Consider the following 17,552-nt stretch of genomic DNA (forward strand, 5'->3'; position numbering starts at 1 on the left):
GAGGCCCTCGCTCGCCCCGCACGGCGGGGCAGGGGAGCACCGTCCACCGGACACGCCGTCCCACTGGACACGCCGTCCACCGGACACGACGTCCAGCCGGACGCACCGTCCATGGGGCGCGGCTCCCCGCCCCGGCCACCCTCCCGCGAGCTGAGCCCCCGTTCGACGCCGTTCGGCCCTGTTGGGCCAGTTCGGCCTCCTCGCCTCAGGCGAAGGCGAAGGCGTTCCGCTTGGCCCACGCCGAGAACGGGCGCGGCGCACGGCCCAGGACCCGCTCCACGTCCGGGCTCACCCGCTGTTCCTCCGCGCTGGGCTCGCCCATCACCGACAACATGCCGTCGACGGCGTCCTCCGGCAGGAACCGCACCAGCTGCGAGCGTGCCTCCGCCGCGCTCTGCGCCACGAACTCCACCGGTTCGCCCACCGCTTCGGCGACGGCACGCACCTGCTCGCGCGGCGACACCGCGACCGGACCCGTCAGGACGTACGTCCGTCCCGCGTGCGCCGGATCGCGCAGCGCGGCGGCCGCGACCTCCGCGATGTCCGCCGGGTCGACGACGGGCAGCGCCACATCGGCGAACGGGGCCGCCACCGTACGTGCGGAGCGCACCCCCTCGGCCCAGAGGTACGCGTTGGAGGCGAAGCCGCCGGGCCGCAGTACCGTCCACTCCAGGCCCGAGTCCCGTACCGCCTCCTCGAAAGCGCGGAGGAAGGCGTGCGACACGGAGTCGCTCCGCGTCCCCACCAGCTGGGAGGACTGGAACACGACCCTTCGCACCCCGCAGGCCACCGCCGCCGCCACGATCTCGCGCGGCCGCAGGGTGTCGCCGAGTCCGGCGACGAGCAGATAGACGGCCTCCGCGCCCTCGAACAGCTCCTTGAGGCCATCGACGTCGGCCAGGTCGCCCTGCCGGTGGGCGACCCCGGCGGGCAGTCCGTCGACGGGGCGACGGCTCACCGCCGTGACCTCCTCGCCGGCCGCGGCCAGCGCCTCCACCAGCGGTCGTCCGACGTTTCCGGTAGCTCCGGTCACCACGATCACGGCAGTTCCCTTCCCAGGGGTCCGCGGCGGAGCACGTACGCTCCGCCGTCTTCGTGACCTCATCCTGGAAGGTGAACTGGCCATCTTCTGGCCAGTTTCGCGATCGGATCTCCGCGTGACCGGATTCGCTCCGTCAGCTCTCCTCGCCGTAGCGGCGTTCGAACTTCGCGATGCGGCCCTCGGAGTCCACCGTGCGCGCCGTGCCCGTGTAGAAGGGGTGGCTCTCGGAGGAGATCTCCACGTCGATCACCGGGTACGTGTTGCCGTCGTCCCACTCGATGGTCCGCTCGCTGGACGCGGTGGACCGGGTCAGAAAGGCGTACCCGGCCGTCCGGTCGCGGAAGACCACGGGTCCGTACTCGGGCTGCTTGTCCTGCTGCACGTGTCCTCCTCGGGCTTCCGCCCTGGTTGTCTCGCCCTGACTCGTACGCCCTGACGCACCCCCAGCCTCCCCGCGCCCGCGGCGGCCGACCAGCGCCACGGGCCCGACCGGGTGACGTGCGGTGACGTCGCGGGGACGTGCGGGGACATGCATGCTCAGCGGGTGTCCGGCCAGCGGGCCGCGAGGAGCAGCGCGATGTCGTCCGGTCGGGCCGTGGCCTGCCGGGCCTCCCGGATCAGCCGGTCCGCCGCGTCCGGGAGCGGCATCGATCCCGTCGCGGCGAGCGCCTGCCGCAGGCGTTCGATCCCCTCGTCGATGTCCGTGCCGGGCCGCTCGATCAGCCCGTCGGTGAACAGCGCGAGTACGGCTCCGGGCGCGAGCCGGAAGCGAGTGACCGGGTACGAGGCCCGGGCGTCGACCCCCAGCACCACCCCGCCCGCCAGCTCCACCGGCAGCGCCGTCCCGTCCGGGCGCAGCAGCAGCGGCTGCGGATGCCCGGCCCGTACCGCCCGCACCTCTCCCGTAAGGGGGTCGAGCAGGACGTAGCAGCAACTCGCGAACTGCCCGGGGTCCAGGTCGATGAGAAGGCGGTTGGTGCCCCGCATGACGTCCTGCGGCCGATGACCGCCCAGCGCGAACGCCCGCACCGCGCTGCGCAGCTGCCCCATAGTCGCCGCGGCCGCCACGCCGTGCCCCTGTACGTCGCCGATCACCAGGGCGAGCCGGCCCTGGCCCGCCTCGATCACGTCGTACCAGTCGCCGCCCACGTCCATGCCCTCGGTGCCCGGCAGATAGCGGCCCACCGTCTCCACCCCGTCCCGCACCGGCAGCCGGTGCGGGAGCAGTGCGTCCTGCAGCCCCCGCGCGACCGCCGACTCCGTGTCGTACCGCTGTGCCCGCGACAGCGCCTGCGCGATCAGGCCGGCCAGGGCGGTGAGCACGGTCCGCTCCTCCGAGCTGAAAGCGCGCGGACGGTCGAAGCCGAGGATGCAGGAACCCACCGGCCGTCCCGAGGCGATCAGCGGCAGGAAGGCACGCGCGCCCGCGTGCGCGTCGAGCGGCAGCCCGGGGTACGCCAGCCTGAGCTGTTCCATCGACTCGAAGAACAGCGGCCGACCGCTCGTCAGTGTGTCCACGCCCGGCATGCGGGAGTCCAGTGCGACACCGTCGAAGGGTTCGAGGAAACCGGTCGGGAAGCCGGTCTCCCAGGCCAGGTACAGGCGCCGGTCGCTCAGCAGATAGATCGCCAGCTGTCGCCCGCCGAAGGCCGGCAGCAGCTCCTCCGTCACCACGGCCGACACCTGGCGGGCCGTCACCGCCTCCGAGAGGGCGATCGCCAGCGCCACCGGCCGGTACAGGGCAGCCGCCCGGTCGCCGCGATCGGCGGGCTCGTCGTCCACGCCCGGGTCCGGAGGGACGATACGCCTGTCCGCGTCCGCGTCCGCGTCCGCGTCCTTGTCCTTGTCCGGTTCCGTGCTTGTGGCCGCCCCCGTGCTCGTGGCTGTGCCTGTGCCCGTGTCCGGGGAGAGCCGCACGGGGTCGTCCGCCGGAACCAGGACCATCGTCACGCCGTCCCGACCCGGATACAGCGAGACCGAAAGCCACCGGCCCCGTCCCGGACGGGCCAGGAAGCGCACGGGGTCGTCGGAGAGCAGCGAGGCGCGGAGCTGCTCCTCGTGGAAGGGGAGACCGAACCAGGGCAGGGCCTCCCACAGGGGCCGCCCCGCGAGCGCGCCGCGCGGCCGCCCGAGCAGCCGCTCCGTACGTTCGTTGAGGTACGTGATCCGGCCCAGCCGGTCGATCGCCAGGATCGCCCGGGGCAGCCGGTCCGTGGCGTCCGAGCCGACGAGGCCCGTCCCCAGGTCGACGAGCGTGCCCGCGAGCCGGTCGCCGGCATGGGGAGGGCCTGCGGCCGGGGCCGGGGCGTCTGGAGTGTCCGGCGCGCCCGGCGCAGGTGACCCGTCCGGTGGCTCCGGGGCCTTCGGCGGGTCCTGACGGGTCCTGGCGGACACTTCGAGGAGGTGCAGCCCGCCGTCCGGGCCCTTCAGCCGGATCCTGCGCACCGCAGGGCGCCCGTCCGTCCCCGTCGCCTGCAGGGCAGCCGCCCACAGCGCGTACGCGTCCTCCGCGTCCAGCCGTGAGGTCAGTACCTCGATCGAGCAGGGCGAGGCCACCCCGGTCCCGAGGATCTCCCGCAGCCCGACGTCCATCGTGACCGTGCCGGAGTCCAGGTCCCAGTCGAAGGAACCGAACCGAACCGGCGGCGCGGCCCCGGCGGACAGCTGCACGCACACCGGGTCGCCGCGCCACGTGGTCGCCGTCCCGAGCTCCGACAGGGCGGACAGCGTCGTGCCGAGGCGCAGGGCGTCGGCGGTCATCCGCTTCCGGTCGCGCGCGCTCACGTCCTCGCCCGGGCTCGGCGAGCGCAGCGCCACGAGCACCCCGAAGCGTTCCCGGCCCGCGACGACGGGCGCGTACAGCGAGGCGAAGGGGAACGGCAGGCTCGCCACGAACTGGGGGAACCGCCGCATCGTGTCCTCGACGTCGGCGAGCTGGACGGCCTGCCCCGAGCGGTGGACCTCGGCCACGGGGAACGGCCTGTTCACATGCATCCGCCACCACGGGCGGAACAACGGCCCCGGCAAACCCACGAGGACCGCGAGCCGCAGCAGCCCCGGCGTCTCGGAACGCAGGTACACCCCGCCCGCGTACCCGCCCACGGCCTCGATCGCCCGCAGCGCCGCCTCCGCCAGCGTCCGCGTCAGCACGCCCGAAGGGGGCCCGTGGGCAGCCCCGGTCCCGGACGGACGCCCAGGACCGCCCGCCGGGCCGGGGCCGGACGTGCCGTGCGAGGTCACACAGTCAGGATGCGCCCGTCGAGGAAGGCCCCGCATCCCGGACCCGGCGCGCGCGGTGTGCCCGGGGCGCGGGGGGCTCTCCGTACCCCGGCCATGTTGACCGCACGCGCCCGCGCCGTCACACTCGGTCGTCGACCACCGCCGCCGACGCGGCGCCACCACCTCGCTGCCAGGGGGCACGATGACGGGCCGGGTTCTTCCGTACGACGTTCAAGGCGAAGGTCCAGGGCGGGCCCTCGTCCTCCACAACTGGTTCGGTGACCGGACCAGCTTCGCGCCGCTCCGCGCCCACCTCGACGACACCGCGGGCACGTACGCCTTCGTCGACTGCCGGGGCTACGGCGAGGCCCGTGACGTCGAGGGCGCCTACACGATGGAGGAGGTCGCCGCCGACGCCCTCGCCGTCGCCGACGACCTCGGCTGGGAGTCGTTCTCCGTCATCGGCCACTCGATGGGCGGCAAGGCGGCCCAGCTGATGCTGCTGGACGCGCCCGACCGGATCCGCTCGATCGTCGGTATCTCGCCCGTCTCCGCCGCCGGGTTCCCGCTCGACGGGGCGACCTGGGAGCTCTTCGCGGGCGCCGCCGAGTCACCGGCGAACCGGCGCGCGATCATCGACAACACCACCGGCAGCCGGTACGACGACGCATGGCTGAGCGCGCTCGTGGACCGCTCCGTCAACCGCTCCTCGGCGACGGCCTTCCGCGCCTACCTGGACTCCTGGTCCGGCCCGGACTTCCACGAGCGCGTCCGCGACAACCCGACCCCCGTCCTGCTCGTCGTCGGCGCCCACGACCCGGCGCTCGGTACGGAGGCGATGGAGGCGACCTGGCTGCGCTGGTACCCCAACGCGCGCCTCGAGGTGCTCAAGGACGCGGGCCACTACGCGCCCGAGGAGACCCCGCAGGCCCTCGCCGAGGCCATCGAGGCCTTCCTCGCCGCCTGACGGGACCTTCCACGGTGTCACCGGGGACTTCCGTCCCGGGTGACACCCCGGTCGCCGGGCATCCGACGGGTGTACGGGTGCGCGAGCGCACCGGCCGGCGGACCGGAAGGCGGGAGGCGCGTGATGGGACGGGTCGAGAGGGAGCGGGAAAGGCCGCAGGGCCAGGCGCAGGGCGCGGGCGGTGGGCGCGGCGACGGCCCCGGCTCCGTACTGGTCGGGGCGGACGGCTCCGAGTCCGCGCTGCGGGCCGTGGAGGCCGCCGCTCACGAGGCACGCGTACGCGGAGCGCGACTGACCGTCGTCCACGCCTTCATCCGGCGGGACGGCTCCGGGGAGCGGTGAGGGCCGCTCATCCGAAGGTCGAGGCGACCGACGACTTTCGAGGACAGCGGCGTGCCCCCGTCGCACCGGATCATCGTGCTCACGTCCCCACGGACGGTCTCCGACGGACCGTCCACGACCGGCAGGAGTACGACCGATGGGCCTCGCGCAGTCGCAGCACCGCTTCCTGGTGCGGCAGAAGGTCACGCTGATGGCCAATCGCTATCTGGTGCACACCCTGGGCCCCGACGGAGAGGAGGCCGAGGTCGTCGCCTTCGCCCACCAGAAGCGGATGGCCTTCAAGGAGCACGTCACCTTCTACACCGACGAGTCCCAGCGGCAGGTCCTCTTCACCTTCTCGGCCCGCCAGGTCATCGACCTCGGCGCGACCTACGACGTGCACGGCGCCTCCGGCGCGCGCCTTGGCGGCTTCCGCAAGGACTTCGGCGCCTCCCTCCTGCGCAGCACCTGGCACCTGAGCCGGGACGGGGCGCGGCAGGAGACCACGGGCCAGGAGCGGAACAGGACCGTGGGGCTGCTGCGGCGCGTCTGGGAGTTCCTGCCCTTCACGGAGCTGCTCCCCTTCGTCGTGCCGTACCACTTCGACTTCGCGGAGGCAGGCCGGCCCGTCATGTCCGTCGAGAAGATCTTCGGAGTCCGCGACCGGTACGTGGTGGACATAGCCGACCCGGAGCTGGACCGGCGGCTCGCGATAGCCCAGGCCGTAGCCCTCGACGCCCTGCAGTCCCGCTGACCCGTCTCCCTCCGCGGTGACCCGTCTACGCTGGAGGGATGGGCAGGGGACGGGGCACACCGTTCCGCCCCGGGCCCGGCCGCGGACGCGGAAGGGCGGCGAACCATGGAGTTCAGCGATCGCACCGACGCGGGCCGGCAGCTCGCCGCCCGTCTCGACCACCTCAAGGGGCAGGACGTCGTGGTCCTGGGCCTCCCGCGCGGCGGGGTTCCGGTGGCCGCGCAGGTCGCCGACGCGCTCGGCGCGCCCCTCGACATCTGTCTCGTGCGGAAGCTGGGGGTGCCGTACCAGCCGGAGCTCGCCATGGGCGCGCTCGGCGAGGGCGGTGTCCGGGTCCTCAACGAGCGGGTGCTGCGCGAGACCGGGGTGGGGGAGCGGGACCTCGCGGCCGTGGAGAAGCGCGAGAGTGTCGAGCTCGAACAGCGCACTCGTCGCTACCGGGGTGGCCGGGAGCCCGTGCCGTTGGACGGCAGGACGGTCGTCATCGTCGACGACGGGCTCGCCACGGGCGCCACGGCCCTGGCCGCCTGCCGGGTGGTCCGTGCCAAGGGGGCCGCGCGGATCGTCCTCGCGGTGCCGGTCGCGCCGCACGGCTGGACCACTCGCCTCGGGGGCGAGGCAGACGAGACCGTCAGCGTCCGCGAGCCCGACTTCTTCTACGCGATCGGCCAGTTCTACGGGGACTTCTCGCAGACGTCCGACGCGGAGGTGCTCGCCTGTCTCGATCGGATCCGGGCCGTGCAGGGGCCCGTCGTCCGGGACTGGGACGTGCGGATCCCGGCGACCGGGGCAACCCTCGCCGGGCGGCTCGCCGTGCCCGACGGAGCGGCGGGCATCGTCCTGTTCGCCCATGGAAGCGGCAGCAGCCGGCACAGCCCGCGCAACCGGTCGGTCGCGGACGCCCTGAACAAGGCGGGCCTGGGAACGCTGCTGTTCGACCTGCTCACCGAGGCCGAGGCGGTCGACCGGGCGCATGTCTTCGACACCCCGCTCCTCGCCGGCCGACTCGTGAGCGCCACGGAGTGGCTGGCCGCCCGACCCGAGAGCGCCGGGTTGCCGCTCGGCTACTTCGGGGCGAGCACGGGCGCGGCCGCCGCGCTGTGGGCGGCGGCCGATCCGGGCTCCGGCGTCGCCGCCGTCGTCTCGCGCGGGGGCAGGCCCGACCTGGCGGGCGACCGCCTGGCCGGGGTGCGCGCCCCGACCCTCCTCGTGGTGGGCGGCCGGGACGCGCTCGTGCTGGACCTCAACCGGCGGGCGCAGTCACTGCTGCGCTGCGAGAACCGGCTGACCGTCGTGGAGGGCGCCACCCATCTCTTCGAGGAGCCAGGTGCCCTGGAGGAGGTGGCGGAGCTCGCCACCTCCTGGTTCGCGGGGCACTTCCGGCCTCAGTAGGCCCCGTTGACGTTGTCGATGGAGCCGTAGCGGTCGGCCGCGTAGTTGCAGGCGGCCGTGATGTTGGCGACCGGGTCGAACAGGTCGGTGGACGTGCCCGGCACGTGGTAGGCGTCGAAGGTCGGCTGGATCACCTGGAGCAGGCCCTTCGAGGGGGTGCCGGCCGCGGCGTTGGAGTCCCAGAGGTTGATGGCCTGGGGGTTGCCCGAGGACTCGCGCATGACGTTGCGGAGGATTCCGTCGTACGAACCGGGGATGCCGTGCTGCGCCATGATGGCCAGCGACTCCCGGATCCAGCCGTCGAGGTTGTCGGGGTACTGGGTGGCGGCCGCCGGGGCCGCCTGGACGGCGGGGGCGGCGGCGGGGGCGGGGGCGGCGGCGGGGGCGGCCTGCGCCGCGGAGGCGCCCGACGTACCGGTGGCCGGGGCCGCGCGGCGCTCGGAGCGGCTCGCGCGGTCGGTCGTGGCGGAGCTCTTCTTCCGGGCGTTCTCCGGCGCGGGGGCGGCCTTCGCGGAATTCCGACGAATCGTCAGTTCGAGACCGGGGTGAATGAGTGACGGATTGTCACCCACGGCCGCCTTGTTGGCCCGGTAAATCGACTTCCAGCCGCCCTGAATTCCCTTCTTCCGGGCGATCAGGGAAAGCGAGTCGCCGCTCACCACGGTGTACGTGCGGGTGGCGGCGGGCGCGGTCGGCGCGGACGGTGCCGCGAGAGCCGCGGGTGCCGCGACAGCGGCGGTCGGCGCGGTCGTGGCGGCCTTCGGTGCGGCCGAGACGGTCTCGGCGCCGGCCGTGGCGGGGACGATCAGCGGCAGAGCGAGGGCGACTCCGCCTGTGCCTGCGAGTGCGAGGCCACGGGAGACGGTGTGGCGGCGGGGGCGGCGGTGCTTACCGTGAGCAGGCATGACGGTTCCTCTCCGGCGCCTGCGGGGTGAGCTGTCGGGTTCGGACGGGAGATGTCCGGCCGCGAGCACGCGGCTTCACCCCGAGCCGTTCCGGATTCCGGACCGGCGAATTCGTGGGTCCCCCGCTCCTGCCGTCGGGTGAAATGGGAGGTGTTTCAAGCGGCGGCAGGATTAGGCGTTCCGCTCGAATGGGGGTGACCGTAGGCCAGTAATGCGGCGGATAACAAGGGGAGAGGATCCGCTTCTCGGGGGAAAGGATCACCGAATTCCGGTAATTCAAGATCGACCGAGCTCCGGGCCCACCGAACTTCCGTGCGCGGTACGGCCTCCGGGTGTTCTGGTCCGTGGCCGGGTGCGGGAAAAGTGAACCGCATCACCCGGCGAACAATGTCCGAATATGCGATGTAATTCCGTTGGTGAGCAAATGGGCGGAAATTGACCCTGATGGGCCCTTCGCTCGCGTGGGAGTGCGGCAGGCGTGAGGCGGGTGCGCCCGAGTGGCTAAAAGTCGCAAACCAGACATTCTTCTTGAAAGATGGGATCCACCCGACCCAGGAGTCCCACGATGTCGCCCACGCCCACGACCACCCCGCCCAGCCCTGACGCCCTCGATCGCGAGGCGGCCGCCCTCTTCGAGAGCGCCACCTGGCAGCGCATCGTCACGGACTGGACCACCCCCACACGGGAACCCGCACCGGAAGTCGCGGGGGAACCCGGGTGGAGACCCACGCTGGAACCCGGGCCGGAGCGAGCCGACTGGCGGGCCCTGCTCTCCGTGCCCGTGGACCGGCTCGTGGCCGACGCGCTCGACGCGCTGCCGCCGCCGGCTCCGGCCGAGCGCCGGCTGCCCGGGCGGATCGGAGCCGTACTCCCGGACCGTCTCCATGCCTGGCGCCGCATCGGCCGGGCCGAGCTGCGACCCTCGGTGCACCTGGGTTACGCGCGTCTGGTGCTCACGGAATGGGGCTGGCAGAACGCCCCGTACAAGCTGCGCGACGTCCGGGGGGCCCGGTGCGTCTGCGGCGCCCTCCTCGCCGCCCACCGCCTCGGCTACGGGAGCGCGGACACCATGAACGAGGCGGCGGCCTGGATCATGACCGAGCTGCGGTCGCAGGGGTGGCGCGAGCTGATCGGACCGTGGAACCGGGCCCCCGGCCGGACGGCCGCCGACGCGGTGGGCCTCCTCGACGCCACGATCCGCCGCGCCGAGCTCGCCGGTCGCTGACGCACCCTACGACCACTGATGAACCCGCCCGGACGCTGATGAACCCGCCCGGACGCCGACGAACCCGCCCGGACGCCGACGCAGCCGCCGGTCGCCGACGTACCCCCGGCCACTCAGGCACTCGCCGGGCGACGGTCTCGACCGTCGCCCGGCAGTCGGCTGCCTCCCGAAAGCGGCGGAGGTCGGCCGGGGTCAGCCGGTGACGCTCGGGGCTCCGGACTCGATGTGACCCGTGTACCGACGCGACCAGGTGCCGTCGATGTCGGCGAGGATCGTGAAGTCGTACCAGCCGCCGTTGTAGGCCACCGCGTTGAAGTAGTCCTCGCGGCTGGAGTTCGCCGGAACCGTGTACGTCCACGGCCCGTCCGAGCGGTAGGCGTTCGAGCGGATCGTGAAGGTCACCGGTCCGGCCGAGGTGTTGGTCATCTTCAGCCACAGGGCCGTCCGGCCCGACCCTGCCTCGGGCGCGAACCGGGCCGCGACCTCCACGGCCTTGCCCGCCTTGGACGCGTCACCGATGAAACGCCGCAGGAAGCGGTTGGGGCCCATCATCGAGATGTCGTACTTCCCGGAGCCGTGTCCCAGCCCGATGTTGAAGTAGTCGGAGGCCGTGCCGCCCGGGTCGACGGTGTACTGCCAGGCCGCCGTGTCGCGGTGCTGGTGCGGGTGGATGGAGAAGTGCGCCGCCCGCTTGGCTTCGGCCCCCTGGTTCGTCATCGAGAACCAGGCCAGGATCTTGCCCGCGGACCCGAACTCGAACCGGTCGAGGTTGCCGTTCACCTGGTACGGCAGGGCGCGCGCCGGGCGGGTGCCGGACTCCTGGGCGGGCAGCGCGTTGTTCTGGGGCGCCGGGTTCGGCAGCGGGCCGCAGGTGGCCTGGCCGATCACCTTCGCCGTGGACGGGAGGCCGGCGGGCACTCCGTACACGGGGTGGGCGAAGTCGAAGACGCTCGTCAGGTCGCCCGTCACCCGGCGCCGCCAGGCGCTGATGTTCGGGCAGGTGGCCGGTGTACCGAGGGCCGCCGTCCAGGTCTCCATGAAGCGCAGGACGGAGGTGTGGTCGAAGACCTCCGAGCTCACCCAACCACCCCGGGTCCACGGGGACATGACAACCATCGGGACGCGGAAGCCCAGCCCGATCGGCGCGCCGTCGAGGTACTCGCCCGGGGTCCCGGGCGGGGCCACCGGCGGCGGCACGTGGTCGAAGAACCCGTCGTTCTCGTCGTAGTTGAGGATCATCACCGTCGAGTCGAAGACCTCGGCGTCGGCCGCCAGCGCGCGGTAGACGAGGTCGACGAAGTGCGCGCCGTCCCCGGGCGGGGCGTAGGGGTGCTCGGAGAACGCCTCGCTCGCCACCACCCACGACACCTGCGGCAGCGTGCCCGCCACGACGTCGGCGCGGATCGCGGCGGCGATGTCGTCCGGGGTCGAACCGGTGACCTTGGGGACCGAGCCCATGCCCCGGTCGTACAGAGGGTCGCCGGGGCGGGCGTCGGTGAACTTCTTGAAGTACGCGAGGCCGTTGTCGCCGTAGTTGTCCTGCGCGTTCTGGTAGACCTTCCAGCTCACCCCGGCGCGCTGGAGCGCCTCGGCGTACGTCTCCCAGGTCAGCCCCGACTCGTCGCCGCCGTCCTTGCTGGAGGCGTCGATCTTCCCGCTCCACAGGAACGTCCGGTTCGGGCCGGTGGCGCTGAGCGCCGAGCAGAAGTACGCGTCGCAGACCGTGTAGTGGTCGGCGAGCGCGTGGTGGAACGGGATGTCCCCGCGGTCCAGGTGACCGAGCGTCCGCGTGTTGCCGACGCCCGTGACCCAGTTGTCCATGCGGCCCTTGTTCCAGGCCGCGTGCTGTGAGTTCCAGCTGTGCGGCAGGTCGCCGTTGCACTGGGCGAGGGCCTCGCCGTCCATGCCACCGGCGGGCGGGGTGTCGCTGAGCTTCCACGGGTACTGCCGGCCGCCCCAGTTGGGCTGGTGGAACATGCCCCAGCCGCCGGGCAGATTGCCCGCGGCGCGGTCGCCGAAGCCCCGTACCCCGCGCAGCGTGCCGAAGTAGTGGTCGAAGCTGCGGTTCTCCTGCATGAGGATCACCACGTGCCGGACGTCGGTGAGCGTGCCGGTGGCGGTGCTCGCGGCGGCCGACGCCTGGACGGGCGGCAGCGCCGCCCCGGCGACGAGCCCCGCGCCGATCCCGACGAATCCCCTGCGGCTGATGGGAAGCATGCCCCGCCTCTCATGTCGCGGCGTGCCCGGGCGGCACGTCGGGAGCCATGATGGGGGAGGGGAGCTTAAAGGTATACATCCGTGCGGTAATTCCTGGATTAACAACCAAGGACCAGGGAAAACCAGTGCGGGGATTGGTCCGACCTCATACCAATAAGGGATGTGGTCGGCCGGGCGAGGGGACGGGGGCTGTCGGGGCTCAGCGTTCTGCGGCGGGAGCGGCATCCTTGGGGTCGGGGGCGGCCGAGCCGCCGGCCTCACGCGCCGCGGTGCTCCGGGCGGTCCGGGTGCCGGGGATGCGGAACGCGGCGACCAGGCCAAGGGCGAGGAACCCGGAGGCGGCGAAGAGCGTGGTACGGGTCGCCTCGGCGAAGCCGTCGTCCAGGGCGGACACCGCGGCGGGAGTCGCGGCACCCAACGGGCCGTCGGTCCCCTGCGCGCGCAGGGTGTCGATGGCAGAGCCCGCCGACTGGCGCGTCGCCTCCACCAACTGGCTCGACACCTGCGGGGGAATCCCGGGGACCTCGTCGACATGGTCGGGCAGGGTGTGGGCGAGCTGCAGGGAGAGCAGGCCTCCGATGACGGCGGCGCCGAGGGCGGAGCCGACCTGGCGGGCCGTGCTCTGGACGGCGGAACCCTGCCCGGACTGCTCCACGCGCACCTCCGCGAGGACGGTGCCGGTCAGCTGGGCCGAGGCGAACCCGAGGCCGAGCCCGTAGCCGGCGAGGAGCAGCGCCAGAAGCCAGGGTGCGGTGTGCGCGGTGGCGACGACCGCCGTCAGGGCGACGAAGCCGGCTTCCAGGGCCAGCCCGATCCGGACGATCCGCACGGGCGGCATCCGCCGGGCCAGGCCCTCGGTGAGCCCGCCGGCCAGAAAGGCGCCGAGGGCCATGACCGCCAGGACCACACCGGCGCCCAGGGTGCTCAGGCCCAGGACGTTGACCAGGTAGAGCGGCAGGACGAACAGCAGCCCGAACTCGCCGAGCGCGACCAGCAGAGCCGCGGTGTTCCCCCAGAGGAAGCCGCGCGAGTCGAACAGATGGAGGTTCACCAGGACCGAGGCGCCACGTGCCGCGCGGCGGCGCTCGACGGCCACGAACGCGCCCAGCATGAGCAGCCCGGCTGCCAGGCACACGGGGATGGGCGACACGGGCGCGTCGGTGCTCCAGGTGAGACCGAGGAGGTGAAGGTCCTTCAGTGGCTCCCACCAGCCGTAGGACTGGCCCTCGATCAGCGCGAAGACGAGGAGCCCGAAGCCCCCGGCGCTCAGCACCACGCCCGCGATGTCGAAGCCCTCCGCTCCGTCGCGCGCCCGGGTCTCGGGCACCCACAGCAGGGTGCCCACGATGACGGCGACGCAGATCGGGAGGTTGACCAGGAAGATCCACGGCCAGGTGAAGGAGGTCGTCAGCCAGCCTCCGAGCAACGGACCGAGCGCGGCCATGCCCGAGATCACCGATCCCCAGATGGCGAAGGCGATCGTCCGCTCCCGGCCCCGGAAGAGGGTGTTCACCGAGGACAGCGTCGCGGGCAGGACGCCGGCGCCGCCGATGCCCTGCACCACCCGGCCGACGATCAGCGAGGTCGCGGACGTGGCGTCCGCCGCGAGCATGCTGCCGAACGCGAACAGCACCACGCCGCCGATGAACAGCCGGCGTCGGCCGAGCCGGTCCCCGAGCCGACCCGAGACGATGAGGAGGGCCGCGAAGACCACCGAGTAGACGGAGTTCACCCACTGGGCGTCGGTGAAGTCCAGGCCGAGTGCGTCGATGACGACCGGCAGCGAGACACCCACGATGGTGCCGTCGAGAACGATCATCGAGAGCCCCAGGGCGAGCACGCCCAGGGCCTTCCATCGGCGGGGATCGGCATCCACGGCTTGGACTCGCTCGGACGTCACACGTACTCCCCACCCCTGCCACCTGTGCCCGCGTGGTGCCGGGGCGATGACTCGCGGGCGTCCCGAGGCGGCTCCGGACACGCGTCCGGCAGCCGTCACCGAACGCTAAGCGGAGCGGACGGACTCCGCATCCCGAGGGCATGGGGCGGGTGCTGACGAACCATCATGGCGGCCGGTCGAGGCGGGGAGGGCGCTCCGGTCGCCTCGACGGGTGCGTCTCGCCGCGCCGACCGCTGCGGCCCCCCGGCCGCGTCAGACGGTGAGGACCTCCACCCCCGCCTCGGTGAGCTGCGCCACCGCCTCCGCCGAGATGCCGGTGTCCGTGACCAGGAGGTCGATCCGGTCCAGGCCGCAGATGCGGGCGAACGCCCGGCGGCCCATCTTGGAGGAGTCGGTGACGACGACGACCCGGCTCGACCGCTCGGCGAAGAGCCGGCTGATGCTCGCCTCGTCCTCCTGGTGGGCCATGACGCCCAGTTCGGGGTCGACTCCGTCGACCCCGAGGACCACGACGTCGAGCACGACCTCGTTGAGGACGCCGACGGTCAGCGGTCCGACCAGCTCGTACGTCTGCGGACGCGCCACCCCGCCCGTCGTGACGATCTTGATCTGTGGCCGCACCGCGAGCTCGCCGGCGATGTTCAGCGCGTTGGTGACGACCGTCAGCGCCGGCCCGGCCGCGACCGCGCCCGGCCCCTCCGGCCTGCCGCTCGCGAACCGCAGCGCGAGCGCCCGCGCCACCTCCGTCGTCGTCGTACCGCCGTTGAGCCCGACGACCTCCCCCGGCGCGACGAGATCGGCCGTCGCCGCGGCGATCCGCTGCTTCTCGGAGGCGTGCCGCGCCGATTTGTACCGGAGCGGCAGTTCGTACGACACGCCGTGGGCGACCGCCCCGCCCCGGGTCCGTACGAGCAGCTGCTGCTCGGCGAGTTCGTCGAGGTCCCGGCGGATCGTGGCGGCGGATACGGCCAGCGTGGTCGCCGCCTCCTCCACCTCGACCTTCCCCGAGGCCGCCAGCAACTCCAGGAGCGTGTTCCACCGCTCGTGCTTGGACATGGATCCATCCCTCCCCTTCGTGCGCGCGTCCGATTCTATCCGTCGATCAGCAGGGATCTGGCAACGCGATGCGTGTATCTGCTTGAATGAACCCATCTTCACGCATCTTCAATCATTCCTCGCGCACCCTTCTTGCAAGGAGTCCTGCATGACCACCTCTCGCACCGCAGTGGAGATCGCCTCCCAGCCGGCCACCTGGCGCCAGGCGGCCCGTACCCTTCCCCGGCACACCGCCGCCCTGCCCCGCCGGGGCGAGCGGGTCGCCGTGATCGGCTGCGGCACCTCCTGGTTCATGGCCCTGGCCTACGCCGAACTGCGCGAGGCCGGCGGCCACGGCGAGACCGACGCCTTCGCCGCCTCCGAGTTCCCCTACGGCCGCCGCTACGACCGGGTCGTCGCCATCACCCGCTCCGGCACCACGAGCGAGGTGCTGGCCGTTCTCTCCCGCCTGCGCGGCGAGGTGCCGACGGGCGCGCTCACGGCCGACCCCACGACCCCGGTGATGGACCTCGCCGACGAGGTCGCCGTCCTGGACTTCGCCGACGAGGAGTCGGTCGTCCAGACCCGCTTCGCGACCACGGCGCTCGCCCTGTTCCGCGCGCACCTGGAGACCGAGGGCGCCCTGCCCGAGGGCGTGCGCCCCCTCGCGGAGGCCGCCGAGGACGCCGAGCGCGCCCTCGCCGTCCCGCTCGACGAAGCGGTCCGCACCGCCGAGCAGTTCACCTTCCTCGGCACCGGCTGGACGTACGGCCTCGCCCTGGAGGCCGGGCTGAAGATGCGCGAGGCCGCCGGGGCGTGGACGGAGTCGTACCCGGCGATGGAGTACCGGCACGGTCCGATCAGCATCACCGGCCCCGGACGCGTCGCCTGGGGCTTCGGCACCCTCCCGGCCGGCCTCGCGGACGAGGTGCGCAAGGTCGGCGGCACCGTCGTCGAGAGCGACCTCGACCCCCTCGCGGACCTGATCAGGGCCCAGCGGCTCGCGGTGGCCGTCGCCGAGGCGCAGGGCCTCAACCCCGACACCCCCCGCAACCTGACCCGTTCCGTGGTCCTGGCCGACCACCATGCCTGACCGCCGCCCCGTAGCCACCGACACCCGCGAAGGAAGACCATGCCGCTGACGCCGACCGATGAGATCGTCCGCCGGGCCCGCGCGGCCGGTACGGGTGTGGGGGCGTTCAACGTCCTCCAGCTCGAACACGCACAGGCCATCGTCACCGGTGCGGAGACCGCCGACCGTCCGGTCGTCCTCCAGATCAGCGAGAACACCGTCCGCTACCACGGAGCCCTGGAGCCGGTCGCCCTCGCGTCGCTGGCCGTCGCCCGGGCGGCGAAGGTCCCCGTGGCGGTCCACCTCGACCACGCCGAGAACCCCGACCTCGTACGCGAGGCGGTCGCGCTCGGCCTCGGCTCGGTCATGTTCGACGCCTCGAAACTGCCGTACGCGGAGAACGTGGCCGCGACCTGCGAGGTCGTCGAGCACTGCCATCGCCACGGCGTCTGGGTGGAGGCCGAGCTGGGCGAGGTCGGAGGCAAGGGCGGTGCGCACACCCCCGGCGTCCGCACCGACCCCGAGGAGGCCCGCGCCTTCGTGGCGGCCACCGGCGTGGACGCGCTGGCCGTCGCGGTCGGCAGCGCCCACCAGATGGTGACCCGGGACGCGGTCCTCGACTTCGCCCTGATCGCCCGGCTGCGGGCCGCGGTCGACACCCCGCTGGTCCTGCACGGCTCCTCGGGCGTCTCGGACGCGGACCTCGCGGCGGCGATCGCGGCGGGCATGACGAAGATCAACGTCTCCACCCACCTCAACAAGGCCTTCACCCAGGCGATCCGCACCCACCTGGCCGACCATCCCACCGCGTTCGACCCCCGTCACTACCTCACGCCGGCCCGGTCGGCGGTCGCACGGGAGGTCTCGCACCTCCTGACGGTCCTGTCCCCGTCCTGACGGGGCCGGCCGCACCGGCCGCGGGACCGTGGCGTTCGGGTGGTGGCGCATGCGTCAGGATGGAGGCATGACCGAGATCCGTACCCCCCGCCTCATCCTCCGACGCTGGACCGACGACGACCTCGTCCCGCTGGCCGAGATCAACGCCGACCCCGAGGTCATGCGATGGATCGGGGACGGCTCGGTGCGGGATCTGGAGGAGACCGCCGAGGACATCGAGCGGTACGAGGAGGAGTGGGACGACGAGGGCTTCGGGCTGTTCGCCATCGAGCTCATCGCCTCCGGCGAGCTCATCGGCTTCGCCGGTCTGTCCGTGCCGGAGGCGCTGCCCGAGCTGATGTCGGAGGTGGAGATCAGCTGGCGTCTGGGCAGGCCCTTCTGGGGCCAGGGGTACGCCTCCGAGGCCGCCCACGCGGTCCTGGAGTACTCGCTCCAGGACCGGGGGCTCGACCGGGTCGTCGCCCTCACCCACATCAGCAACACGGCGGCCGAGAACATCCTGGGGAAGCTCGGCATGGCCGCCGAGCGCGAGGCGACCCACCCGGTCTTCGACGTCCCGCTGCGCGTCTACGCCATCGACCTCACCGAGTACGAGGCCTGACCCGC

Annotated in this window: 15 protein-coding genes and 1 riboswitch; of the genes, 8 read left to right on the forward strand and 7 right to left on the reverse strand. The window is 72.8% G+C overall.

The window, feature by feature from the left end; translation table 11 throughout:
• Positions 1-205: 205 nt before the first annotated feature.
• From OG580_RS34975 to OG580_RS34985, 3 genes are all read right to left on the reverse strand, one after another.
• The gene (locus OG580_RS34975; protein WP_267047672.1) at positions 206-1,042 is read right to left on the reverse strand and encodes an NAD(P)H-binding protein; all 837 of its coding nucleotides are present in this window, start codon (positions 1,040-1,042) and stop codon (positions 206-208) included.
• Positions 1,043-1,175: 133 nt separating this feature from the next.
• Complete coding sequence (locus OG580_RS34980) at positions 1,176-1,424, reverse strand: type B 50S ribosomal protein L31 (RefSeq protein WP_267047673.1); 249 nt, start codon at positions 1,422-1,424, stop codon at positions 1,176-1,178.
• A 155-nt stretch (positions 1,425-1,579) separates the two neighbouring features.
• Complete coding sequence (locus OG580_RS34985; RefSeq protein WP_267047674.1) at positions 1,580-4,318, reverse strand: SpoIIE family protein phosphatase; 2,739 nt, start codon at positions 4,316-4,318, stop codon at positions 1,580-1,582.
• Positions 4,319-4,463: 145 nt separating this feature from the next.
• Here OG580_RS34985 and OG580_RS34990 point away from each other — a divergent pair, with 145 nt between their 5' ends.
• The 4 genes from OG580_RS34990 (at position 4,464) to OG580_RS35005 (ending at position 7,695) form a co-directional block, all read left to right on the forward strand.
• Entirely contained in the window at positions 4,464-5,228 is a 765-nt protein-coding gene (locus OG580_RS34990; protein ID WP_267047675.1) for an alpha/beta fold hydrolase, read from the forward strand.
• Between the two features lie 123 nt (positions 5,229-5,351).
• Complete coding sequence (locus tag OG580_RS36215; RefSeq protein ID WP_323182667.1) at positions 5,352-5,570, forward strand: universal stress protein; 219 nt, start codon at positions 5,352-5,354, stop codon at positions 5,568-5,570.
• Between the two features lie 136 nt (positions 5,571-5,706).
• Positions 5,707-6,303 (forward strand): hypothetical protein, encoded by a 597-nt coding sequence (locus OG580_RS35000; RefSeq protein WP_267047676.1) that lies wholly within the window; start codon positions 5,707-5,709, stop codon positions 6,301-6,303.
• Between the two features lie 105 nt (positions 6,304-6,408).
• Positions 6,409-7,695, forward strand: coding sequence for a phosphoribosyltransferase family protein (locus tag OG580_RS35005; protein WP_267047677.1), 1,287 nt, complete (start codon positions 6,409-6,411; stop codon positions 7,693-7,695).
• Here OG580_RS35005 and OG580_RS35010 read toward each other — a convergent pair.
• Entirely contained in the window at positions 7,689-8,600 is a 912-nt protein-coding gene (locus OG580_RS35010) for a LysM peptidoglycan-binding domain-containing protein (RefSeq protein ID WP_267047678.1), read from the reverse strand. The two genes, OG580_RS35005 and OG580_RS35010, sit on opposite strands and share 7 nt — an antisense overlap.
• A gap of 1 nt (position 8,601) precedes the next feature.
• Positions 8,602-8,788: riboswitch (cyclic di-AMP (ydaO/yuaA leader) on the reverse strand.
• 377 nt (positions 8,789-9,165) lie between these two features.
• Here OG580_RS35010 and OG580_RS35015 point away from each other — a divergent pair.
• Positions 9,166-9,825, forward strand: coding sequence for a hypothetical protein (locus tag OG580_RS35015; RefSeq protein ID WP_267047679.1), 660 nt, complete (start codon positions 9,166-9,168; stop codon positions 9,823-9,825).
• 192 nt (positions 9,826-10,017) lie between these two features.
• On the opposite strand, the gene OG580_RS35020 is transcribed toward OG580_RS35015, so the two are convergent.
• From OG580_RS35020 to OG580_RS35030, 3 genes are all read right to left on the reverse strand, one after another.
• Complete coding sequence (locus OG580_RS35020) at positions 10,018-12,042, reverse strand: phosphocholine-specific phospholipase C (protein WP_267047680.1); 2,025 nt, start codon at positions 12,040-12,042, stop codon at positions 10,018-10,020.
• Positions 12,043-12,241: 199 nt separating this feature from the next.
• Entirely contained in the window at positions 12,242-13,942 is a 1,701-nt protein-coding gene (locus OG580_RS35025) for an MFS transporter (RefSeq protein ID WP_267047681.1), read from the reverse strand.
• A 252-nt stretch (positions 13,943-14,194) separates the two neighbouring features.
• Entirely contained in the window at positions 14,195-14,998 is an 804-nt protein-coding gene (locus tag OG580_RS35030; RefSeq protein ID WP_267047682.1) for a DeoR/GlpR family DNA-binding transcription regulator, read from the reverse strand.
• Positions 14,999-15,146: 148 nt separating this feature from the next.
• Between OG580_RS35030 and OG580_RS35035 the strand changes: the two genes are divergently transcribed.
• The 3 genes from OG580_RS35035 to OG580_RS35045 all read left to right on the forward strand — a co-directional run bounded on the left by OG580_RS35035 (position 15,147) and on the right by OG580_RS35045 (position 17,547).
• Positions 15,147-16,070 (forward strand): SIS domain-containing protein, encoded by a 924-nt coding sequence (locus OG580_RS35035; RefSeq protein WP_267047683.1) that lies wholly within the window; start codon positions 15,147-15,149, stop codon positions 16,068-16,070.
• A 39-nt stretch (positions 16,071-16,109) separates the two neighbouring features.
• On the forward strand, positions 16,110-16,946 hold the full coding sequence (locus OG580_RS35040; RefSeq protein ID WP_267047684.1) for a class II fructose-bisphosphate aldolase: 837 nt from the start codon (positions 16,110-16,112) through the stop codon (positions 16,944-16,946).
• 67 nt (positions 16,947-17,013) lie between these two features.
• Entirely contained in the window at positions 17,014-17,547 is a 534-nt protein-coding gene (locus OG580_RS35045; protein ID WP_267047685.1) for a GNAT family N-acetyltransferase, read from the forward strand.
• Positions 17,548-17,552 lie beyond the last annotated feature (5 nt).

Origin of the sequence: Streptomyces sp. NBC_00094, assembly GCF_026343125.1 — a bacterium.
Taxonomy (GTDB): Bacteria; Actinomycetota; Actinomycetes; order Streptomycetales; family Streptomycetaceae; genus Streptomyces.